The organism is Microvirga brassicacearum (assembly GCF_008757455.1).
GTDB classification, from domain to species: domain Bacteria; phylum Pseudomonadota; class Alphaproteobacteria; order Rhizobiales; family Beijerinckiaceae; genus Microvirga; species Microvirga brassicacearum.
In genome coordinates this window covers 140,128-160,194 of sequence record NZ_VCMV01000071.1, presented here as the reverse complement: position 1 = coordinate 160,194, position 20,067 = coordinate 140,128, and the positions used below count along the sequence as shown (strand labels likewise).

Sequence of the window (20,067 nt, the reverse complement as noted above, 5' to 3'; positions counted from 1 at the left end):
ACGCTCTCCCGCTATTTTCAACCCTCAATCCGTCCGCTCTCCCCATGCGATCCTGGCACTTGCGCAATGTCAGATATTTCGATAAGTCTCGACATATGGAAAATACAACGGTCATCCTCGCCCTGGCGGCTCTCGCGCAATCCACCCGTCTCGATGTGTTCCGCCTGCTTGTCGGTCACGAGCCTGCGGGCTTGGCGGCGGGGGAGGTGGCCCGTGCGCTTGCGGTCCCGCACAACACGATGTCGTCGCATCTTGCCATCCTGACACGCGCCGGATTGATCCGCGCCGAACGACAAAGCCGATCCATCATCTACCGAGCCGATCTCGACCGGTTTCGGGCGGTCACGACTTTTCTCCTCAAGGATTGCTGCGGCGGCCGACCGGAAATCTGCGGTCCGCTGGTCGCCGATCTGACACCTTGCTGCGAAGCCCAAGGATCATCCCATGCCTGATCGCGTCTACAACGTCCTGTTTCTCTGCACGGGCAACACCGCCCGTTCGATCATTGCCGAAGCGGTGCTGAACCAGGAGGGGATGGGGCGTTTTCGCGCATTCTCCGCCGGAAGCCAGCCCAAGGGGCGGGTCAATCCCCTTGCGATCAAAGTGCTGAAAGAGGCCGGCTATCCGGCAGAAGGCCTGAGCTCCAAAAGCTGGGACGTTTTCGCCGAAGCCGATTCTCCGGTGATGGATTTCGTTTTCACTGTCTGCGACAGCGCGGCCGGCGAAGCGTGCCCGTTCTGGCCAGGCCATCCGGTGACGGCGCATTGGGGGATCGAAGATCCCGCGGCCATAGAAGGCACGGACATCCAAAAGGAAACCGCCTTCGTCACGGCGTTGCGGTACCTGAAAAATCGCATCACGGCGTTCATCAGCCTGCCAATTTCAAGCCTCGATGCTGCGTCTCTGCGGACCCGATTGGACGCGATCGGCAGCCAGGAGGGTACGTCCGCTCCTTCCACCATCGCTTAGAACATGATGCCAAAAAGTGTGTAACGGTTTTCGGACGACATCATGCTCCAACATATTGAGATCGATCACGTCTTATGCCTTTGGACGATTCCGGCCAAAGGCATCGTGATCTAGCGGAATTCAGGCTGTGTCGATTTTCGAACGTTACCTCACCGTTTGGGTTTTTCTCTGCATCGTGGCGGGAATCGCGCTTGGGCATGTTTGGCCCGGCGTCTTTCAAATCATCGGCGCGGCCGAAATTGCCAGCATCAATTTAGCCGTGGCGCTGCTGGTCTGGTTCATGCTCATCCCCATGCTGCTGAAGATCGATTTCGCCGCACTCGGGCAAGTGGGTCGTCATTGGCGCGGCATCGGCGTCACGCTTTTCATCAACTGGGCCGTCAAACCATTTTCGATGGCGGCGCTCGCCTGGTTCTTCATCGCGTGGCTGTTCCGTCCCTACCTGCCGGGCGAGCAGATCAACAGCTATATCGCGGGCCTTATCATCCTGGCGGCCGCACCCTGCACCGCGATGGTGTTCGTGTGGAGCAATCTTACGAAAGGCGAGCCGCATTTCACGCTCAGTCAGGTGGCGCTCAACGATGTCATCATGGTGGTGGCCTTCGCCCCGATCGTGGGGCTGCTCCTCGGCCTGTCGGCCATCACCGTGCCGTGGGGCACGCTCGTGCTGTCCGTCATTCTTTACATCGTCATTCCGGTGATCCTCGCGCAAGTGTTGCGGTGGCGCGCTCTCGCCCGGGGCGGCGAGGCTGCGCTCGCACGTCTTCTCCAGGTTCTCTCACCGCTTTCTCTGGTCGCGTTGCTGACGACGCTCGTGCTGCTGTTCGGGTTTCAGGGCGAACAGATCATCGCGCAGCCGATGATCATCGCCATGCTGGCCGTGCCGATCCTGATCCAGGTTTATCTCAATGCCGGCCTTGCCTATGGCCTCAATCGTCTTGTCGGCGAGCAGCATTGCGTCGCCGGCCCGTCGGCCTTGATCGGGGCGAGCAATTTCTTCGAACTCGCGGTGGCGGCGGCGATCAGTCTCTTCGGCTTCAATTCCGGCGCCGCTTTGGCGACTGTCGTCGGCGTACTGGTCGAGGTTCCGGTCATGCTCACGGTCGTTTGGATCGTGAACGGAAGCCGCGGTTGGTACGAGCGCGACAATCCGCGGGCCAGCCCCGATGTGCCTGCGGTGTCGCAGGCTCCAACCAGCACCCGGTCGTGAAGCACGGCCTTTGCTCCTAGTCGCGCCATTTTCCCGTCCTAAATGGCTCAGGTGAGATGGGAGCGTGGACATGAAGCATCCTAGCCGTCGGGTTTTCCTGCTTGGCCTTGCGACACCGGCCGCTCTCGGTGGATGGCGGATCACGGGGAGCCAGGCGCAGCCGCTGGTGGCGCGGCCGGAGCTCGGGGCCGTGTATGCGGCCGTGGAGGATCTCTACCCGGTCCCAGCCGTGGATCTGTCCCGGATCGGCGCGGCGTTCCTGCGGGCGAACGTGCCCTACGAGACGGCGGAAATGCCCGGCACCATCGTGGTCGATCCCGCAGGGCATTATCTCTACCTCGTGGGCGAGGGCGGCATGGCGACGCGCTACGGCGTGGGAGTGGGGCGCGCGGGGTTCAGCTGGTCGGGCATGGCAACCATCGGCGACAAGCAGGTCTGGCCGGATTGGTACCCGCCCAAGGAAATGTTCGCTCGTCAGCCCGAGCTCCTCGAGCAGATGAGCGAGCTGCGGAGCGGCATTGGCATGCGTGGCGGGCCCGGAAATCCCTTGGGTGCGCGCGCCCTCTACCTCTGGAAGGACAACCGGGACACGCTCTTCCGCATTCACGGGACCTTCGAGCCGTGGACCATCGGCAAAAGCGTTTCGTCCGGCTGCATCCGGATGATCAACCAGGACGCGATGCATCTTTATGGACGCATCGACGTCGGGACGAAGGTGGTGGTGCTGTCGCCCTCGAAACGGCCCCGGCGCAACAATTCCGCGGCGCGTAGGAGCAGCTAGCGCCGTCGCGTCGGCGGCTGGACCATTTTTTTACCGGAACCGCCACTGACGGACGCTCCTATCAAAGCCCGACGCCTGATCGATGATAATTCATCATTTGATGTGATGGATCGGGCTTTATATGGAGAAGCGTCAACACTGGATCATTTCATGTCGCATGCCGCCGATCGGGCCGACCTCCTGCCCGCACAGAAGGATCCAGCCGCCGCGACGGCGAACGCCGCGCCCGCTCGGCTCGACGGCACCACCCTCGGGCTCTACATCGCCACGGTTTTTCTGTGGGGCGTGAGCTGGATCGGGATCCGCGCACAGCTCGGCGTCGTGGCGCCGGAAATGTCGGTGCTGTGGCGCTTTCTGCTGGCAGCGGCCTGCACCTGGGGCTGGGTGGTGGTCTCGGGCATGCGGGTGCGATTCCCGGCCGCCGATCACCTGCGCTTCTTTGGCGTTGGATGCTGTCTGTTCTCGTTCAATTTCCTGTGCTTCTACTATGGCGGCTTGACGGTTCCGTCGGGGCTTCTCTCCGTGGTGTTCTCGCTCGCATCGATCTTCAACATGGTGTTGGGCATCGTTATCTTCCGCCAGAGGGTGGACGCACGCGTCGCCCTCGGAGCCGTGCTGGGCGCGGCCGGAATCGGATTGCTGTTCTGGCCCGAAATCGCCGGGGCGGGCTTCAATGCAGGTGCTCTGTGGGGGCTCGGCCTTTGCGTGCTGGGCACCCTGTTTTTCTGCTCCGGCAACATGATTTCGACCGTGGTCCAGCGCCGCGGCGCGCCGCTGATTTCGGCCAATGCCTGGGCGATGACCTACGGGTCGCTGATCCTGCTGGCGATCAATCTTTTGCGCGGCAACGAATTCATCATCGAACCGACCTTCAAATATATCGGTTCTTTGGTCTATCTCGCGATCGGCGCGTCGGTGCTGGCGTTTGCGTCCTATCTCACCTTGCTGCGACGCCTGGGGCCGGCGCGGGCGGGCTACACGACGGTGCTCTTTCCCATCGTGGCGCTCGCGGTCTCGACTGCGGTCGAGGGCTATGTGTGGACGCCACTTGCGGTGATCGGCGTGGTGTTCGCCCTCATCGGCAACGTCCTCGTGCTGCGCCGTCCCGCCGCCAAAGCGTAATCATTCGGCGGCCGGCGCGAGCAGCGGGCGCGTGGCGCCGAGATTGTCCAGCGACTGCTTGATGTGGAAGCCGAGCGCATCGGCCAGCGGGTTCTCCTCGCGACGCGACCGGATAAGCCCGATCTTGCAGGACGGCAGGGCCGGAAATCCATCCGACGGCCCGAGGATGCGCATCCCCGGCCGCACGGCGCTTTCGGGCAGAACCGATACGGCGAGCCCGGCGAGAATCGCCGCACCGACCGCGGTGGAATGCCACGCCACGTAGAGGATGCGGAACGGGCGGTCGGCGCTTTCCAGCGCTTCCGTCGCCGAATGGCGCCAGTCGCAATTGGGACGCCCCAGCGCCAACGGAATCGGGGTTTCCTCATGGACCGAATGACGCGCCGACGTCACCCATAACAGCTGCTCGATGCGCACGATTTCGGACGGTCCGCGGCGATCCACATGGGTGATGATGGCAAGATCGATATCGCCGTGCTGGACGCGCTCGATCAGGTTATGGGTCGGCTCACACATCACCGTCACCTCGGCCTTGGGATTGGAGCGCGAAAACCGCGCCAGAATCTCAGGCAGGTAGCGATCGGCGTAATCGTCCGGCAGCCCGAGGCGAACCCGCCCGACGAGCTCGTTGTCGTTGAACGAGGCCATGCATTCGGTGTTCAGCCGCACGATCCGGCGGGCATAATCGAGCAGGCGCTCGCCTTCGTCGGTGAGCTTCGAGAGACGGCCGTCGCGCTCGAAAATCGCGCGCCCGACCCGCTCCTCCAGACGCTTCATCTGCATGGAAACGGCGCTCTGGGTCTTGTGGACCACATCCGCCGCACGGGTGAACGAACCGGTGTCGGCAATCGCCACGAAGGTCCGCAACTGATCGATATCCAGAAGGTGCATCGTCGCTCTCTCAGTATCAATAGCGTGAATGATACCTATCTCAAACAATCACTTCAAGTGATGAAACGTTCAATGCTATATTTTCTCAAGGTGCTGGAAAGTCAGCCGATTTTCCAATGCGCTGTCCTTTGGAGTGAATTGAGACGCCCCTGAACTCGGGATGGTTCGGTGGGTGAACTGTGCCTCCGGATGTTCTTGGAGAACTTGCGATGACCAACCTGACCCATACACTTTCGCCCGCCTCACGCGCGACCTCGCTGACGACCTTGTTCCAGCGCGCCGGAGGAGCTTTCGGGGCCGTGGTCGTCGGGCTTGCGACGCGCTGGCGGCACCGGCGCGAGGTCCGTCGTCTGGCGGAATTCGATGACCGGATGTTGAAGGATATCGGGCTGACGCGGAGCGAGGTCGAAGGCGCTCTCGCGGAGCCCTTCTTCCGGGACCGCGCCGTCTTTCTGGTTCGATGGAATGAGCCCCGATCCCCGCGAGAACCGGTGAAGCCCATGACCCGCGCCCGCCCTAAAGTTCCTCTGGCGAATTCGCACGAGTGCTGCGCCTAGCTCACGATGCCCTCGGATGGACTCGTCCGAGGCATCGTCCGCTGCACGGGTTTTCGGCATCTTGCCCTAGCGCTTTTTCGCCCCGGCGCTTTCAACCTCGTCGAAGATGGATTGGAGGGAGGCGAGGTATTGCTTTTGCATATCGCGCCCCTTTTCCATCATTTCCTCCCAGGCGGGAGGGCTATCCTGCTTTTGGTCCGGGGCCGAAGGTTCGGCCGGGGGCTGGTCCTCTTCCTTCGCGGGAGCAGACGACGGAAGGAAGCCTGCCATCATCGCCTCGAAGGGCGACGGGGCCGGCTTCGGTCTCGAAGGCTCTGCCCCGGTCCACGCAGCGCACATGCGCGCCCAGGATTCGGCGAAGTCGGGCGGTTCCGGTCGGGCGGGTTGCGCCGCTTTGTTCATGGCCCTCGTTTGGCCCGACATCCAGTGATAGAGGCCGCCGGCGTAAATGCCGGCGAGGACGGGCAGCATCTGCTGCATCACATCGGCATTCACGCCGGTCATGTCGGCGGCTTGATGCGCGACACGGCGGCTGACATCGTCAGAACCGAAAAGCCGATCGAGGATCTGTTTTCCGTTCCGCTGCGAACTGGGTGAAAACGCCTGCGCGGCATTGAGCCAGAGATCGTGATAGGCGCCGCCGAACAGATCCCGGACCGTCCCATCGTCGCGCTTCGATCCCATCGCGTGCTGCATGCCCATGGCAAAGGCCGGAAGGAATGCAGCCATGGCGGCTTGCGTCTGGTCCCTGTCGAGATGGAAGTGTTGGGCCAGCATGGCGGTTCCGGCGCTTTGCTGCGCTTGACGCATGAAGTCGAACCAGTCGAACATCGCCGTCTCCTCTTCCGCGCTTCCTACAGTGGCACGGTAGCTTGACGCTCCAACCGTCTGACTGTCCAGAACGAAGTGATAGCGGCGCCGATGCCGAACGCCACCGAACCGGCCCCGATGCCCAGGAGGGCGCCTTTCGGCCCAGCCATTTCCGCGCCCACATACGCGAAGGGGATCATGCCAAGGGTGGCACGGCCCCAGTTGAAAAAGGTCGACAGGAGCGGGAACCCGAGATTGTTGAACGAGGCGTTGGCGACGAAAACCAGCCCGATGAAAAACCAGATGAATCCGCTGATCTGGCAGAAGAACTGCACGATGTCGGTCGTCAGCGGCGGCGCATTGAAGGCAAGTGTCAGAGGCGCGCGAAGCAGGTAGAGCGCCAGCCAGACGACCAGCACGTAGACGACCATGAACAGAAGCGAGTCCCGCAGGGTCTGGCGCACTCTCTCGAAATTGCGCGCCCCCCAGTTCTGGCCCATGACCGGCCCGATCGCTCCCGCGAGGGCAAACAGCCCGCCGAATGCGACCGGCGTGACGCGATCGATGATCGCCGACGCCGCAATGGCCTCGTCGCCGAAACGCGCCATGATGCTGGTGAAGAACGCGTTGGACGCCGGGGCCGCGATATTGGTCAGGATGGCGGGTATCGCAATGGCGAAGAACGGTCGTGCGTCCCGCATCACGCCCTGGACGCTCGGGCGCGCCAGAAGGCTGTGATGGCGGATCAGATAGAGGTAGGCCACATACACATAGACGAACCGCGCTATCCCGATCGTGATGGCGGCGCCGTTCGCTTTCAGGCCGAGGCCGAAAATCAGCACCGGATCGAGCGCCACCGTCACGATGGCGATTGAAAGCGTGGCATACATGCTCCGCCGGGCATCGCCCGCGGCGCGCAGGACCGTCGACAGACCCATGCCGAGCGCCATCACCCCATTGGTCGGCAGCGAGATCCACAGAAACTCCTTCGCCACCTGGTGGGTCTGTCCGGTCGCCCCAAGCAGCGTCAGGAGCGGCGGCAGGAAGGGGAGGAGCATCAGGCTGACGAGGGATGATACGACCACCATCAGGACGGAGCCGGAGGTCGCCAGTTCACGGGCTCTTTGGCGATCACGCGCACCGAGCGCACGCGACACCAGCGCGCCGATCGGGATCATCAAGCCCACATTGATCGAGATCGTGAGAAACATCACCACCGTGGCGATGCCGACGCCGGCCGTAAGGCTCGGGTCCTTGAGCCACGAGATGTAGAGCAGCGACACGAGATCGACGATGAAGATCGCGATGAGACCGGCAGCACCCGTGCCGGTCATGACCAGCACATGGCGCATCGTCGAGCCGACGACGAAACGCGGCGGGCCGGAATCCTCGGACGACGAGGTCTCGCTGCGGGGCCGATTCATCAGAATGCCCCTTCGCCCAGGATGTCTCGCGTCTCGGCGGTGAGACCGCGGGCCTTGGCGGCTGGGGTGACGAGCGGCTCGGGCGCGATTTTCGCACCGGCCACGAGTTCTGCGCCGCCCATGGTGTCGCCGGCCTTCTGAAGGATGAGGCGCGCTGTGTCCCGCTTGCGCACGTCATTGGCCGTTTCGGCGGCGGTTTCGGCATCGATGCCGAGTTCCTCCAGGGCCGCGCGCCCGAACGCGAGGGAGGATTCGAAGGCTTCGCGGACTTGAAAATCCACGTCCATGTTCAGAAGCTCAATGGCGCGAATTCTGTCATAGGCGCGCACGAAGCTCCGCGCATTGGCAAAGTTTTCGTGGATGATCTCGACGATCTTCACCGTAACGTCGGGGTGATCGGTGCAGACGCAGATCATCTCGGCCTTTTCGGCGCCCGCCGCCCGCAGGACGTCAAGGCGGGTGCCGTCGCCGTAATAGACCTGCAATCCAAAGCGCCCCGCGTCGCGGATGCGCTCCACATCATTGTCGATGACGGTCGGGTGGATTCCTTGCGTCAGCAGAACCTGGTTGACGATCTGCCCGAAGCGCCCAAAGCCGATCACCAGCACGCGGCTCGACAACTCGCTCTGCTCGCCGACGATGGCGTTCGTTTCCGGTACCGCGACGAATGTGCGCCTCAGCAGTTTTTCCAGAAGCGTTGCCGTAATTGGCCCTAGAAGCATTGTGATCGCCGCAAGCGCGGTGACTAATTGCGCCTCGGCCGGCTCCAGCAGGCCAAGCCCCAGCGCGACCGGAAGCAGCACGAAGGCGAACTCGCCGGCGGGCGACAGGAGTGCCCCCGACCGGAGCGCGTCGCGGCCATTGGCGCCAAAGATCCTGGACACCACGATGATGATCAGTGATTTGGAAATGATCACCGCCGGCGCCGCGATGGCCAGCACGAGCCATTGCTGGCGCAACAGCGACAGGTCGATGGACATGCCGACGCTCATGAAGAACAAGCCGAGCAAGATCCCGCGAAACGGCTCGATATCGGCCTCGAGCTGGTGGCGGAAATTCGATTCCGCCAGCAGGAGCCCGGCGAGAAATGCCCCCATGGCCATGGAGAGGCCGACTTCCTGCAACAGGAGCGCCGCACCGAGCACGACCAGCAGCGCAGACGCGGTCATCACCTCGCGGGCGCCGCTGCGGGCAAGCACTCGGAAGAACGGGTTCAGGCCATAGCGACCGATCAGCACGACGGCGGCAATCGCCGCGATGGCCGTCCCGAGATTTGTCAGCCGATCGACCATCGAGCCGCTTTCCAGGGCGGCGGCGCCGCTCGCGAGAACGGGCAGGATGAAAAGGATCGGGACGACGGAGAGATCCTGGAACAGCAGAACGGCGAAGGACCGCTGGCCGTAGGCCGCCTGAAGATCGTTGCGCTCGTTCAGCATCTGGAGGCCGATGGCGGTCGATGACAGCGCCAGCGCCATACCCGTCACGATGGAAGCGTTGGGCGCGAAGCCGATCAGGAACGCGCAGCTTCCGAGGCAAAGGGCGGTGATGACGACTTGGGCGAGCCCCAATCCGAAAATGTCCCGCTTCATCGACCAGAGATGGCTAAGCTTGAGCTCGAGCCCAATGATGAAGAGGAGCAGAACGACGCCGAGTTCCGCCACCGTGGCGATGGTCTCCGGCTCGCCGACCAGCCCGAGGCCGGAGGGACCGATGACGACGCCGGCCGCGAGGTATCCCAGCACCGCGCTCAGGCCAAGCAGCCGGAACAACGGCACGGCAACGACTGCCGCGCCGCAGAACGTCAGAATGGGAGGCAGGAAGCTGACGTGTGAGGCTGGATCGGCCATCTTTTTTCGCAGGAATGTGAACTGGCGCCGACCTTTCTAGGGTGACTCGGGGTCAAGCGCGAGCGTTTCTTGACGACAGCCGACAGTCCACAATAAGGCGTTGCCGCTTGACAGAGCGGGGTTCGTCTCGCCACATCGCCCCATTATGACCAAGCCGCCCCTCGACATCCTGCTTTGTGCCCCACGCGGGTTCTGCGCCGGCGTCGTCCGCGCCATCGATGCTGTCGAGCGGGCGCTGACGCTGCACGGCGCGCCCGTCTATGTCCGGCATGAGATCGTTCACAACAAGTACGTGGTGGAGAATCTCAAACGGAAAGGCGCGGTCTTCGTCCGGGAACTCGACGAGGTGCCGGACGGCGATGCGCCGGTCATCTTCTCGGCCCACGGGGTGCCCAAATCCGTCCCCGAGGCGGCATTGGCGCGCCGGCTCTTCGCCATCGACGCCACCTGCCCGCTGGTCACCAAGGTTCACCGGGAAGCGCTGGCGCACCACAAGCGCGGCCGGCACATTCTGCTGATCGGCCATGCGGGCCACCCGGAAGTCGTCGGCACCATGGGGCAATTGCCGGCAGGGGCCACGACCCTGCTGGAGACGATCGGCGATATCGCGGCTCTCGAACTGCCGGACGAGAACAATCTGTCGTTCGTGACGCAGACGACGCTGTCCGTCGACGACACGAGCGAGATGGTGGCGGCCCTCAAGGCGCGCTATCCCACCATCGTCGGGCCGCACAAGGAAGATATCTGCTACGCAACCACGAACCGCCAGGGCGCGGTCAAGCGCGTGGCACCGCTGGTCGATGCGATGATCGTCGTCGGCTCACCGAACTCGTCCAACTCCCAGCGGCTGCTGGAAGTGGCCGAGCGCGAGGGCTGCGCGCTGGTGCGCCTGCTGCTTCGCGCCGAGGACATCGATTGGTCGCTGTTCGGCGGGATTCGCAGTCTTGGAATCACCGCCGGCGCCTCGGCGCCGGAGGTTCTGGTCGAAGAAATCATCGATGCTTTCGCGGAACGCTTTGCGGTCTCGGTCGAGAGCGTCTCTACGGCGGATGAGAGCGTGTTCTTTCCGCTCCCGCGCGAATTGCGCGAGCAGGCAGCGGAATAGGCAATGGCGGTCTACACAGAGGTTCTCGACGAGGAACTGTTCTCGTTTCTCGCGGGCTACGATATTGGCGACCTCCTGTCCTACAAAGGCATCGCCGAGGGCGTGGAGAATACCAACTACTACCTCCACACGACGCAAGGCTCCTACATCCTCACGCTCTATGAAAAGCGGGTGAACGAGGCTGATCTGCCGTTTTTTCTGGGCCTGATGCAGCATCTGGCCACCAAGGGATTGAACTGCCCGCTTCCGCTCAAAAGCAGGAGCGGCGAGACGCTCGGTCGCCTTGCCGGACGGCCCGCCGCCATCTTCACATTCCTCGACGGCATCGCCGTTCGCCGGCCGACGGCGCAGCATTGCGCAGCGCTCGGGTCTGCGTTGGCGCAGTTGCATCTCGATGGTCGCGACTTTGCAATGTCGCGACCGAACGCACTGTCGGTGAACGGCTGGCCGCCGCTTTTCGCCCAAGCCGAGGCGCAGGCCGACCGGGTGTCGACGGGACTTGCGGAGCGGACGCGGCGCGAGCTCGAAGCCTTGCAGCGGGACTGGCCGACGGATCTGCCGAACGGAATCATCCACGCCGATCTTTTCACCGATAACGTCTTCTTCATCGGCCGCGAGGTCTCGGGCCTGATCGATTTCTATTTCGCCTGCACGGATGCGCTCGCCTACGACGTTGCGATCTGCCTCAATGCGTGGTGCTTCGAGGCGGATGGCTCGTTCAATCTGACCAAGGGGCGGGGACTCCTGTCCGGCTATCAGGCGGTCCGTCCGCTCGAAGCATCCGAAATCGACGCACTTCCCGTACTCTGCCGCGGCTCCGCGATGCGTTTCATGCTGACCCGGCTGGTCGATTGGCTGAACGTCCCGCCCGGCGCGCTGGTGAAGCCGAAGGATCCGCTGGAATATGATCGCAAACTTCACTTTCACCGGCAGGCGCGAAACGCCCGCGAATACGGACTCGTCACGTGAGCGCGCCTGAACGGGTCAAGATCTACACCGATGGCGCATGTTCGGGGAATCCCGGCCCGGGAGGCTGGGCGGCGATTCTGTCGTTCAGGGGAAGCGAGAAGGAAATCGCGGGGGGCGAGGCGCACACCACCAATAACCGCATGGAATTGCGAGCTGCGATCGAGGGGTTGAAGTCTCTCACGCGGGAATGCGCGGTCGATCTCTACACGGATTCGCAATATGTCCGTCAGGGCATCACGTCGTGGATGGCCAACTGGAAGCGGCGTGGGTGGCGCACGGCGGACAACAAGCCGGTAAAGAACGAGGATCTGTGGCGCGATCTCGAAGAGGCGGCCTCGCGTCATCAAGTGGCCTGGCACTGGGTCAAGGGCCACGCTACCGATGAGACCAACATCCGGGTCGACGAACTCGCGGTTGCGGCGATGCAGCCGTTCAAGCAGTTGGCGAAGGATGCGGGCGCAAGAGCGTGAAGAGAGCGAAGCTGCCGTCGCTCACCTTTACGCTGAGCGACGGCAGCTTCGAGAGAGGCTTCAGAGGTTCTTGAGAAGATTCTCTGCGCCGGAGATCTGCGCTTTCGCCGGAGCGTCTTCGACGTTGAGCGATTTCACGATGCCGTTCTCGACCACCATCGAATAGCGCTGCGAGCGGGTGCCAAGACCGAAACCCGACCCATCCATGCTGAGGCCGAGGGCGCGCGCGAAATCACCATTGCCGTCGGAGATGAACTCGAGACCCTCGGCGCCGGCCGCTTTCGACCACGCATCCATCACGAACACGTCGTTCACGGCGGTCACGATAATGGCGTCGATGCCCTTGGCCTTGATGGCCTGCTGGTTCTCCACGTAACCGGGCAGGTGGTTGCGATGGCAGGTCGGCGTGAAGGCCCCTGGAACGGCGACGAGGACGACGTTGCGGCCCTTGAAGAGGTCATCGGTGGTTTTTGCAACCGGTCCGTCCGCCGTCATGATGCGGAAGGTTACTTGCGGCAGGCTCTCTCCGACCTGAATCGTCATCGGTTATGTCTCCAACGGGGGGATGATTGCCCTTCCCTAGCGTGGCTTCCCGCTGGCGTCGAGCCTGACGACGCTCTCCACGGACTTTTCTCCTGCAACCAGCGTGAGCCTGACGGATACATCACCGGCAGCATCCTTCGGCTTCTCGTCCAGCGTCACCGCGATGCGGTTCTGGTCATCGGGATGTGCGGTCGAGAAATACCAGCCCTCCGGCCCCTCCACGAACAAAGTGGGTGACAATCCGGCGGGGGCCCGCAAAACAGCGGTAAAGCCCGATTCGGCTTGTGAACCGGATTCCGCCGCCAGGATCGAAAGGTCCCCGTTCGCACCGATTGCCTGCACCCGGGGTACTTTGCTGCTCAAGACGGCGGCGATGTCGGATTGCCGCGACGGCCCGGTGCCGAGGACGCGTTCGAGCTTTGCGTTGGCGGGAATGCAGATGTCCTTGCAGATGCCGTACTCGATGCTCAGCGACAGGCGAATGGGCTTGGCCGGGTCCTCGGCCTCCACAATGACCGGGAGGAGAACGCTGTCATGATAAACGTAGGAAATCCCGGCTGCGTCCTGCGAGCGCGAGGGTGCCGGCCAACGGATGTCCAGCGACTTCACATTTTCGGAACCGGACCAATCAAACCGGGGCGGCAGCCCGCTTTCGCCAGGGTCGCGCCAATAGGTCTTGAAGCCCGGATCCAGCGCGATCTCGATGCCGGCGAGCGCCCGCCCGGCCTCCTTATCGCCGGAGACGAGCTGCACGCGCGAATGAAGGCCTTGCACCCAGCCTTGGGAGTCCTGACTGAAGGCCGGCACAAGACCGAGGCTGAGACAAAAAAACGCCGAAAGAATACGGAAGTGAAATACCATTGGAACCCGGGACCGCGTGTGAGGCTTCCCTTTACGAGCTTTGAGGCCGCGAAGGCTATCCACGATCCCGTGATGTGGAGAGCCAGGACAGAGATCGACAGATGACGTTTTCGCATAACGAGTCGGACATGGCTGAAGGCTACCTCGACGGCCAGTTGCTGCTGGCGATGCCCGGGATGGTGGACGAACGTTTCGCCCGCGCCGTCATCTATCTCTGTGCCCATTCGGCGGAAGGCGCCATGGGGATCGTTCTGACCCGGCCGGCGCCGAACGTGAACGTCCCGGACCTTCTGGTGCAACTCGAAATCATCCCGGACTCGGATCGCATCCGGCTGCCCGAAACGCTCGTCTCCATGCAGGTCCTGATCGGCGGACCGGTCGAGACCACCCGCGGTTTCGTGCTGCATTCCCCCGACTTCCACATGGCGCAATCGACGCTGCCGATCGATGACGGCGTTTGCCTCACTGCGACCGTCGATATTCTCCGCGCTCTCGCTCGGGGAGAGGGGCCGAAGAACGCCATCCTGGCGCTTGGATATGCGGGCTGGTCCGCCGGCCAGCTCGAGGACGAAATCCAGGCCAATGGCTGGCTCAACTGCCCGGCCGACACGGACTTGTTGTTTAGCACCGCAGTCGATGCGCGCTATGACGAGGCATTACGGCGGATCGGGGTCGAGCCGGCGATGTTGTCGACGGAAGCCGGCCACGCCTGAGGTTTGACTTCAGGCGGCCTCGGGAGCCGCTCCGACCAGTTGGCGAGCCTGCAGCATCGACATCGGCTCCCCGAAAACCGGACCTTGCGCGTATTCGCAGCCAAGCTGATAGAGCTCGATCGCCTCCGATTCGGTCTCGGCGCCTTCGGCGACGGTCTCCATTCCCAGTTCGTGCGCCATCTTGATGATGGAGCGCAGGATCACCGGCTTGTTGTCGGCCATCTGCCGCACGAATGATTCGTCGATCTTGATCGTGTCGAACGGGAAGCGCAGCAGATAGGACAGCGCCGAATATCCGGTGCCGAAATCGTCCAGCGACAGCCCGGCGCCGAGGTCGCGCAGGCGCGTCAGAATCTGGGCGGAGTACTCGGGATTCTCCATCACGAGGCTCTCGTTCATCTCCAGCTTCAGCGAGCCGGGAAGCACGCCCGTGCGGGCGATCACGGCCTTCACGTCCTGCAGGAGATCGTGGCGAAGAAGGTGGTGGCTCGACATGTTGACGCTGGCGAAAATCGGCGGCTCGACTTCGAGTGCGTTCTGCCACGCCGCGAGTTCGCGTGCCGTCTGTTCGAGCAGAAAAAACCCCAGATTGACGATCAGGCCGGATTCCTCGGCGATCGACATGAAATCTTCCGGGCCGACCCGGCCCAGGCGCGGATGGTCCCAGCGCAGCATCGACTCGAAGCCCGCGATGGTGCGATCCTCAAGGCGGACGATGGGCTTGAACAGCACGCGGATCTCGTTGCGGTCGAGCGCCTGCCGGAGGTCGTTCTCCATCGTGAAATGATCGCTCCTGTCGGAGCGCATGTTCGGCCGGAACACCTCGATGCGGTCGCCGCCGTGGCGCTTGGCATGCGACATGGCGATCTCGGAATTGCGCAGCACTTCCTCGCGCCGGGCGGCGATTTGCGGATCGTGCAGGGCCAGGCCGATGGACGCGGTCAGAAAGATCTCGCGCTCCGCGTAGGTGATCGGCGTCGTCACTGCGCGCCGCACCATGTCGGCAAACGAGATGATGCGATCCGGTTCGCGCTCGGAGAGCAGGATGATGGCGAACTCGTCGCCAGAAACCCGCGCCAAGGTATCCTGCGGCCGCAGAAGCCGGTTCAAACGACGCGACAGGGTCAGCAGGATCGAATCGCCCGCCGCATAGCCGACCGCATCGTTCGTCGTCTTGAACTGGTCGATATCGACGACGAGAACAGTCGGCCTGAGTGAATCGTCCTGACTCGCGAAGGTGAGGGCGGTTTCAAGACGATCATAGAAGAGCTGGCGGTTCGGCAGGCTCGTCAGGTTGTCGTGGACCGCATCGTGCAGGAGGCGTTCCTCGGCGGTCTTTGCCTCCGTCACGTCGGACAATGTCCCGACCACCCGGATGACTTCGCCGTCGGTGCCGATGACGGGGCGGGCCTTCAGGCGAAACCAGTGATGCGCGCCGGAGGATCCCCGCAGTCGGAAATCCTGCGACAGGCGACCGCGTCGCTGCTCGATCACCGCATCGAGCGACGTGCGGTAACGATCCTTGTCGAACGGGTGAATCAGGTCGAGCCAGTCCGAGGCCGCGCCCTCGAGCGCGCCGCGGCGCAGCCCGAGCTGATGCTCGACTTCGGGACTGACATAGATCTTGTCGGAGGTGACATCCCAGTCGAACACGATGTCGCCGGCACCCGAAAGGGCAAGCGCCCGTCGCTCGGTGTCGCTCGCCTGACCGACGGCGAAAGCGCCACCGGCGAAGGCATGCTGCATCACGGTGAAACCGATGAGCATCACGATCAGCACCAGCCCGCCGATCAGTGCCGGCGGAACGAGATCCGACAGCAATTGTCCGGTCACCGTAAAGGATGCGGCCGTGACCCAGGCGATCAGCAGGAGCCAAGTCGGAACCAGCATGATGGCGCGGTCATAGCCATGCGTTGCCAGATGCAGAACCAGGATGAAGCCGATGCCCGCAACGGCGGCGATCGAGATCCGGGCGACGCCCGAGGCGACCGGCGGATCGATGACCGCAAGGCCCACGAGGGCGCCGAGGAACACAAGCCAGAAAGCCGTCACATGGCTGTACCGCACGTGCCAGCGATTGAGGTTGAGATAGGCGAACAGGAACACCAGCAGCGTTGCGGCCAACACAGCTTCGGCGCCGGCGCGATAGACCTGCTCGGCTTTCTCGGTGATGGGGAAGATGCGCTGGAAGAAACCGAAATCGATGCACGCATAAGCAAGCACCGCCCACGCAAGCGCGGCGGCCGCGGGGAAGATCAGCGCGCCTTTCACCACGAACACGATGGTGAGGAACAGGGCGAGAAGTCCGGCGATGCCGATGATGATGCCCTTGTAAAGCGTCAGGCCGTTGACCCGGTCCTTGTAGGCGTCCGCGTTCCAGAGCTGCAATTGCGGCAGCTCGGCCGAGCGCAATTCGGCCACGAACGTAACGGTCGTGCCGGGATCGAGCGTGACCAAAAAGATATCGGCATCCGGACTGTCGTCGCGCTCCGGCCTGATGCCCTGGCTTGCGGTGATGGCCTCGATCCGGGTCGATCCGAGGTCGGGCCAGATCACTCCCGATCCGGTGAGCCGGAAATGCGGCGCGACGAGGAGGCGGTCGACCTGTTCGTCGGTGTCGTTGGTGAGCGCGAAAACGATCCAATCCGGCCGCGTGCCTGATTCACGGGCCTTCACGGCGATGCGCCGCACGATCCCGTCCCGGCCGGGAGCGGTCGAAATGCGGATCTCGTCACCGTCCGACCGATAGCGCTCGACCATCGGCACGAGGTCGATCGCTTTCGTCGCAGGATCCACGCGCACGGATTCGACGGCTTGTCCGATGCCGGGCAGGGCGAGCCACATGAGGGCCGCCAGGAAAAAAGAGATGGCGAAAGAAACGATCCGCAACGCTTCCGTCTTTCGTCCGAGCCGCATGAATGGAACGGGATTGGTATCGGTCAGGAGGCTTGAGGGCAAGGCGATCTCGACAACGGGCCCGACTTGTCCGCAGGACACGAAGGCCGAGCTTGAGCTACACGCAATGGAGTCCGTTTGCGGCGGGATTGAGGACGCAGCAATTGACCTAACGGCATGGCGGGCTGTCAGGGGCGCAGTCCCGCGGCGATCTTGGTCACCGATGGCAGGCCCTTGATGGGTCCGATGGCCGCCATCGTCGGGGCGCCCAAAAGCAGGGAGCGCCCGGCCGCGTGGATCTCCCCGGCCGTCAGGGCATCGACCTTTGCGACGATTTCCTCGCTGGGAACGATGCGGCCCCAGGACAGGAGCTGGCGGGCGATGCGCTCGATGCGACCGCCGGGCGTCTCCAGCGCGGTAAGCAGCGCCACCTTCATCTGCGCCTTGGCGCGGACCATCTCGACGTCGCTGATATCCTCGGCCGCCTCGCGCATGCAACCCAACGTCACCTTCATCAATTCGGCGACGTCCGCGCCCGCCGTTCCGGCACCGACGCCAAAAAGGCCGCAATCCGAGAAGGGCCAGTGGAAGGCGTCGATCGAATAGGCAAGGCCGCGGACTTCGCGCACCTCGTGCCACAGTCGCGAGGTTAGCCCGCCGCCAAGGATGTGCGCGAACAGGTGGACGGCGTAATAGCCCGGATCCTTGAAGGACAGCCCCGGCAGTCCCAGAACGAGATTGGCCTGTTCGAGCTTGCGGGAAATCCGCCGTTCGCCGCCGGTGTAGCGGCCGGCCTCAGGCTCCCGTTCGGCCGTCGCCGGCATGGCACCGAAATGGCGCTCGGCCGCATCCACGATGCGAGCATGCTCCACATCGCCCGCTGCGGCGATGACCATCTTGGCGGGAACATATTCGCGGGCCAGAAACGCCCGGATGGTCGCCTCGTCGAAAGCCTTGATGGTGTCGGGGGTTCCCAGAATGGGGCGGCCGATGGCCTGGCCCGCATAGGCCGATTCCATGAACGCGTCGTAGATGAGGTCGTCAGGCGTATCCTCGACGGACGCGTATTCCTGCAGGATCACGCCCTTTTCACGCGCCAGTTCCGCGGGATCGAAAACCGAATTGATCAGAATGTCGCCGAGGACATCGAGGGCCACGTCGACGTTCTCGCCCAGCATCCGCGCCGTGTAGCTGGTATATTCGACGCTCGTCGCGGCGTTGATGTCGCCGCCGACATTCTCGATATCCTCGGCGATCTGGCGCGCATTGCGGCGTGCCGTTCCTTTGAACGCCATATGTTCGATGAGATGCGACAATCCGTGCTCGTGCGCCTGTTCGTGGCGGGAGCCGGTGCCGACCCAGACACCGAGGGTCGCGGTCGCGATTTCCGGCATGCGCTCGGTCGCGACGGTCAGGCCGTTGGCAAGCCGGGTGATGTCGATCCGCCCGGCGCGGACAAGGTGCTGGTTCATGCGGCGACGCCTGCCGCAGCCCGCGCCCGGTCGCGAATGAAGGTCTCGACGGTTTTCTGGTCGTGCGGCAACACCGTGAACGTTTCGTCTCGCGTCATGAGGTCCGCCATGTGCGGCGGCAGGGGAGGCCGCAGACCGGTGGCGCGCTCGACCGCCTCCGGGAACTTGGCCGGATGGGCCGTCGAAAGGGCGATGACGGGCGTTTCAGGCCGGCTTTGCAGGAGCGCCCGCCCGGCGCTGGTGCCAACCGCGCTGTGCGGATCGAGCACATAGCCGGTCGCGCGATAGCTTTCGGCCATCTCCGCCGCGACGCCCGCCTCATCGACTGCCGTTGCCGAAAACTCCGCCCGGATGCGCGCCAGAGGCTGATCCTGAAGCGTGAAGGATTTCGATTGCGACAATCCGGCCATCGCGGCGCGAACAGCGCCGGCGTCCCGATCGTAGGCCTCGAACAGGAGGCGTTCGAAATTGGACGAGATCTGGATGTCCATCGAGGGCGAGTCGGTGGGCTTCACCCCCTTGATCTCGTAGGAGCCGGTTTCCAGGGTGCGGGCCAGGATGTCGTTGGCATTGGTGGCGATCATCAGCCGCTCGATGGGCAAGCCCATCCGCTTGGCGACCCAGCCGGCGAGGATATCGCCGAAATTGCCCGTCGGAACGGAAAACGACACCCGCCGATCCGGCGCGCCGAGCGCCACTGCGGCGGTGAAATAATAGACCACTTGTGCGGCGATACGGGCCCAGTTGATCGAATTGACGCCCGAAAGATGCAGCGCATCACGGAACCGCTCGTGGTTGAACATGCCCTTCACCATCGACTGGCAATCGTCGAACGTTCCCTCGATGGCGAGCGCGTGCACGTTGGGAGAGGCGACCGTCGTCATCTGCCGCCGTTGCACGTCCGAAACGCGTCCGTGCGGGTAGAGAATGAACACATCGACCTGATCGAGACCCTTGAACGCCTCGACCGCCGCGCTTCCTGTATCGCCTGAGGTCGCGCCAACGATGGTGGCGCGCGTTCCCCGGGTTCGCAGCACATAATCCATCAAGCGGCCGAGCAACTGCATCGCCACGTCCTTGAACGCCAGCGTCGGGCCGTGGAAAAGCTCGAGAACGAACAGGTTGTCGTCCAGTTGCACCAGCGGACAGGTGGCCGGATGACGAAAGCCCGCATAGGCCTCGTCGATCATGCGATGGAGATCGGCCTCGGGAATATCGCCATCGACCAGCGGGGCGAGCACGGCCTTCGCCACGTCCGCATAGGACATGCCGGAAAAGCCCCTGATCGTCTCGGGCGAGAGCGTGGGCCAGTGTTTGGGCAGGTAGAGGCCGCCGTCCCGCGCCAGACCGGCAAGGAGGGCATCGGAAAAGCCGAGCGCGGGGGCTTCGCCCCGGGTCGAGACATGGAGCACGTCAGATCTCCTGAAT

General features: G+C 63.4%; 19 protein-coding genes. 10 read left to right on the top strand and 9 right to left on the bottom strand.

Annotated features, from left to right (window positions below; translation table 11 throughout):
• Positions 1-95 precede the first annotated feature (95 nt).
• The 5 genes from FEZ63_RS23195 to FEZ63_RS23175 all read left to right on the top strand — a co-directional run bounded on the left by FEZ63_RS23195 (position 96) and on the right by FEZ63_RS23175 (position 4,082).
• Complete coding sequence (locus FEZ63_RS23195; RefSeq protein ID WP_150949461.1) at positions 96-452, top strand: ArsR/SmtB family transcription factor; 357 nt, start codon at positions 96-98, stop codon at positions 450-452.
• A complete protein-coding gene (locus FEZ63_RS23190; RefSeq protein ID WP_150949459.1) occupies positions 445-969 on the top strand; it encodes an arsenate reductase ArsC in 525 nt (174 codons plus the stop codon). The genes FEZ63_RS23195 and FEZ63_RS23190 overlap by 8 nt, the downstream gene beginning before the upstream one ends.
• 127 nt (positions 970-1,096) lie before the next feature.
• Positions 1,097-2,179 carry an ACR3 family arsenite efflux transporter gene (gene arsB / locus FEZ63_RS23185; RefSeq protein WP_150949457.1) on the top strand — a complete coding sequence of 361 codons (1,083 nt, stop codon included), beginning with the start codon at positions 1,097-1,099 and terminating at the stop codon, positions 2,177-2,179.
• 70 nt (positions 2,180-2,249) lie between these two features.
• On the top strand, positions 2,250-2,960 hold the full coding sequence (locus FEZ63_RS23180; protein ID WP_150949453.1) for a L,D-transpeptidase: 711 nt from the start codon (positions 2,250-2,252) through the stop codon (positions 2,958-2,960).
• 150 nt (positions 2,961-3,110) lie between these two features.
• Complete coding sequence (locus tag FEZ63_RS23175; RefSeq protein ID WP_150949450.1) at positions 3,111-4,082, top strand: DMT family transporter; 972 nt, start codon at positions 3,111-3,113, stop codon at positions 4,080-4,082.
• Here FEZ63_RS23175 and FEZ63_RS23170 read toward each other — a convergent pair whose 3' ends face one another.
• Positions 4,083-4,973 (bottom strand): LysR substrate-binding domain-containing protein, encoded by an 891-nt coding sequence (locus tag FEZ63_RS23170; protein WP_150949448.1) that lies wholly within the window; start codon positions 4,971-4,973, stop codon positions 4,083-4,085.
• A 209-nt stretch (positions 4,974-5,182) separates the two neighbouring features.
• Between FEZ63_RS23170 and FEZ63_RS23165 the strand changes: the two genes are divergently transcribed.
• A complete protein-coding gene (locus tag FEZ63_RS23165) occupies positions 5,183-5,530 on the top strand; it encodes a DUF1127 domain-containing protein (protein WP_150949444.1) in 348 nt (115 codons plus the stop codon).
• Positions 5,531-5,596: 66 nt separating this feature from the next.
• Here FEZ63_RS23165 and FEZ63_RS23160 read toward each other — a convergent pair whose 3' ends face one another.
• The 3 genes from FEZ63_RS23160 to FEZ63_RS23150 are packed head-to-tail and all read right to left on the bottom strand — an operon-like array spanning position 5,597 to position 9,611.
• Positions 5,597-6,361, bottom strand: coding sequence for a DUF937 domain-containing protein (locus FEZ63_RS23160; protein WP_150949440.1), 765 nt, complete (start codon positions 6,359-6,361; stop codon positions 5,597-5,599).
• Between the two features lie 23 nt (positions 6,362-6,384).
• Positions 6,385-7,764, bottom strand: coding sequence for an MATE family efflux transporter (locus tag FEZ63_RS23155; protein WP_150949436.1), 1,380 nt, complete (start codon positions 7,762-7,764; stop codon positions 6,385-6,387).
• The gene (locus tag FEZ63_RS23150; protein WP_150949434.1) at positions 7,764-9,611 is read right to left on the bottom strand and encodes a monovalent cation:proton antiporter-2 (CPA2) family protein; all 1,848 of its coding nucleotides are present in this window, start codon (positions 9,609-9,611) and stop codon (positions 7,764-7,766) included. Before FEZ63_RS23150 ends, FEZ63_RS23155 begins: the two co-directional genes overlap by 1 nt.
• A gap of 145 nt (positions 9,612-9,756) precedes the next feature.
• Here FEZ63_RS23150 and ispH point away from each other — a divergent pair, with 145 nt between their 5' ends.
• Genes ispH through rnhA form a run of 3 tightly spaced genes read left to right on the top strand, consistent with a single transcriptional unit; the run spans position 9,757 to position 12,155 of the window.
• Entirely contained in the window at positions 9,757-10,716 is a 960-nt protein-coding gene (gene ispH / locus FEZ63_RS23145) for a 4-hydroxy-3-methylbut-2-enyl diphosphate reductase (protein ID WP_150949429.1), read from the top strand.
• Between the two features lie 3 nt (positions 10,717-10,719).
• Positions 10,720-11,685, top strand: a complete 966-nt coding sequence (locus FEZ63_RS23140; RefSeq protein WP_150949426.1) for a homoserine kinase — start codon at positions 10,720-10,722, stop codon at positions 11,683-11,685.
• Positions 11,682-12,155: a ribonuclease HI gene (gene rnhA / locus FEZ63_RS23135; RefSeq protein ID WP_150949423.1), complete on the top strand. Its 474-nt coding sequence runs from the start codon at positions 11,682-11,684 to the stop codon at positions 12,153-12,155. The genes FEZ63_RS23140 and rnhA overlap by 4 nt, the downstream gene beginning before the upstream one ends.
• A 60-nt stretch (positions 12,156-12,215) precedes the next feature.
• Here the strand turns inward: rnhA and FEZ63_RS23130 are convergent, their stop codons facing one another.
• Both FEZ63_RS23130 and FEZ63_RS23125 read right to left on the bottom strand, forming a co-directional pair.
• Entirely contained in the window at positions 12,216-12,698 is a 483-nt protein-coding gene (locus tag FEZ63_RS23130; RefSeq protein ID WP_150949420.1) for a peroxiredoxin, read from the bottom strand.
• 36 nt (positions 12,699-12,734) lie between these two features.
• Complete coding sequence (locus tag FEZ63_RS23125; RefSeq protein ID WP_162419829.1) at positions 12,735-13,472, bottom strand: protein-disulfide reductase DsbD domain-containing protein; 738 nt, start codon at positions 13,470-13,472, stop codon at positions 12,735-12,737.
• Between the two features lie 188 nt (positions 13,473-13,660).
• Here FEZ63_RS23125 and FEZ63_RS23120 point away from each other — a divergent pair, with 188 nt between their 5' ends.
• The gene (locus FEZ63_RS23120) at positions 13,661-14,272 is read left to right on the top strand and encodes a YqgE/AlgH family protein (protein WP_150949414.1); all 612 of its coding nucleotides are present in this window, start codon (positions 13,661-13,663) and stop codon (positions 14,270-14,272) included.
• A 9-nt stretch (positions 14,273-14,281) separates the two neighbouring features.
• Here the strand turns inward: FEZ63_RS23120 and FEZ63_RS23115 are convergent, their stop codons facing one another.
• The 3 genes from FEZ63_RS23115 to thrC all read right to left on the bottom strand — a co-directional run bounded on the left by FEZ63_RS23115 (position 14,282) and on the right by thrC (position 20,051).
• Positions 14,282-17,116 (bottom strand): EAL domain-containing protein, encoded by a 2,835-nt coding sequence (locus tag FEZ63_RS23115; protein WP_420846327.1) that lies wholly within the window; start codon positions 17,114-17,116, stop codon positions 14,282-14,284.
• Between the two features lie 239 nt (positions 17,117-17,355).
• The gene (locus FEZ63_RS23110; RefSeq protein ID WP_150949410.1) at positions 17,356-18,639 is read right to left on the bottom strand and encodes a M16 family metallopeptidase; all 1,284 of its coding nucleotides are present in this window, start codon (positions 18,637-18,639) and stop codon (positions 17,356-17,358) included.
• The gene (gene thrC / locus FEZ63_RS23105) at positions 18,636-20,051 is read right to left on the bottom strand and encodes a threonine synthase (RefSeq protein ID WP_150949407.1); all 1,416 of its coding nucleotides are present in this window, start codon (positions 20,049-20,051) and stop codon (positions 18,636-18,638) included. The genes FEZ63_RS23110 and thrC overlap by 4 nt, the downstream gene beginning before the upstream one ends.
• Positions 20,052-20,067 lie beyond the last annotated feature (16 nt).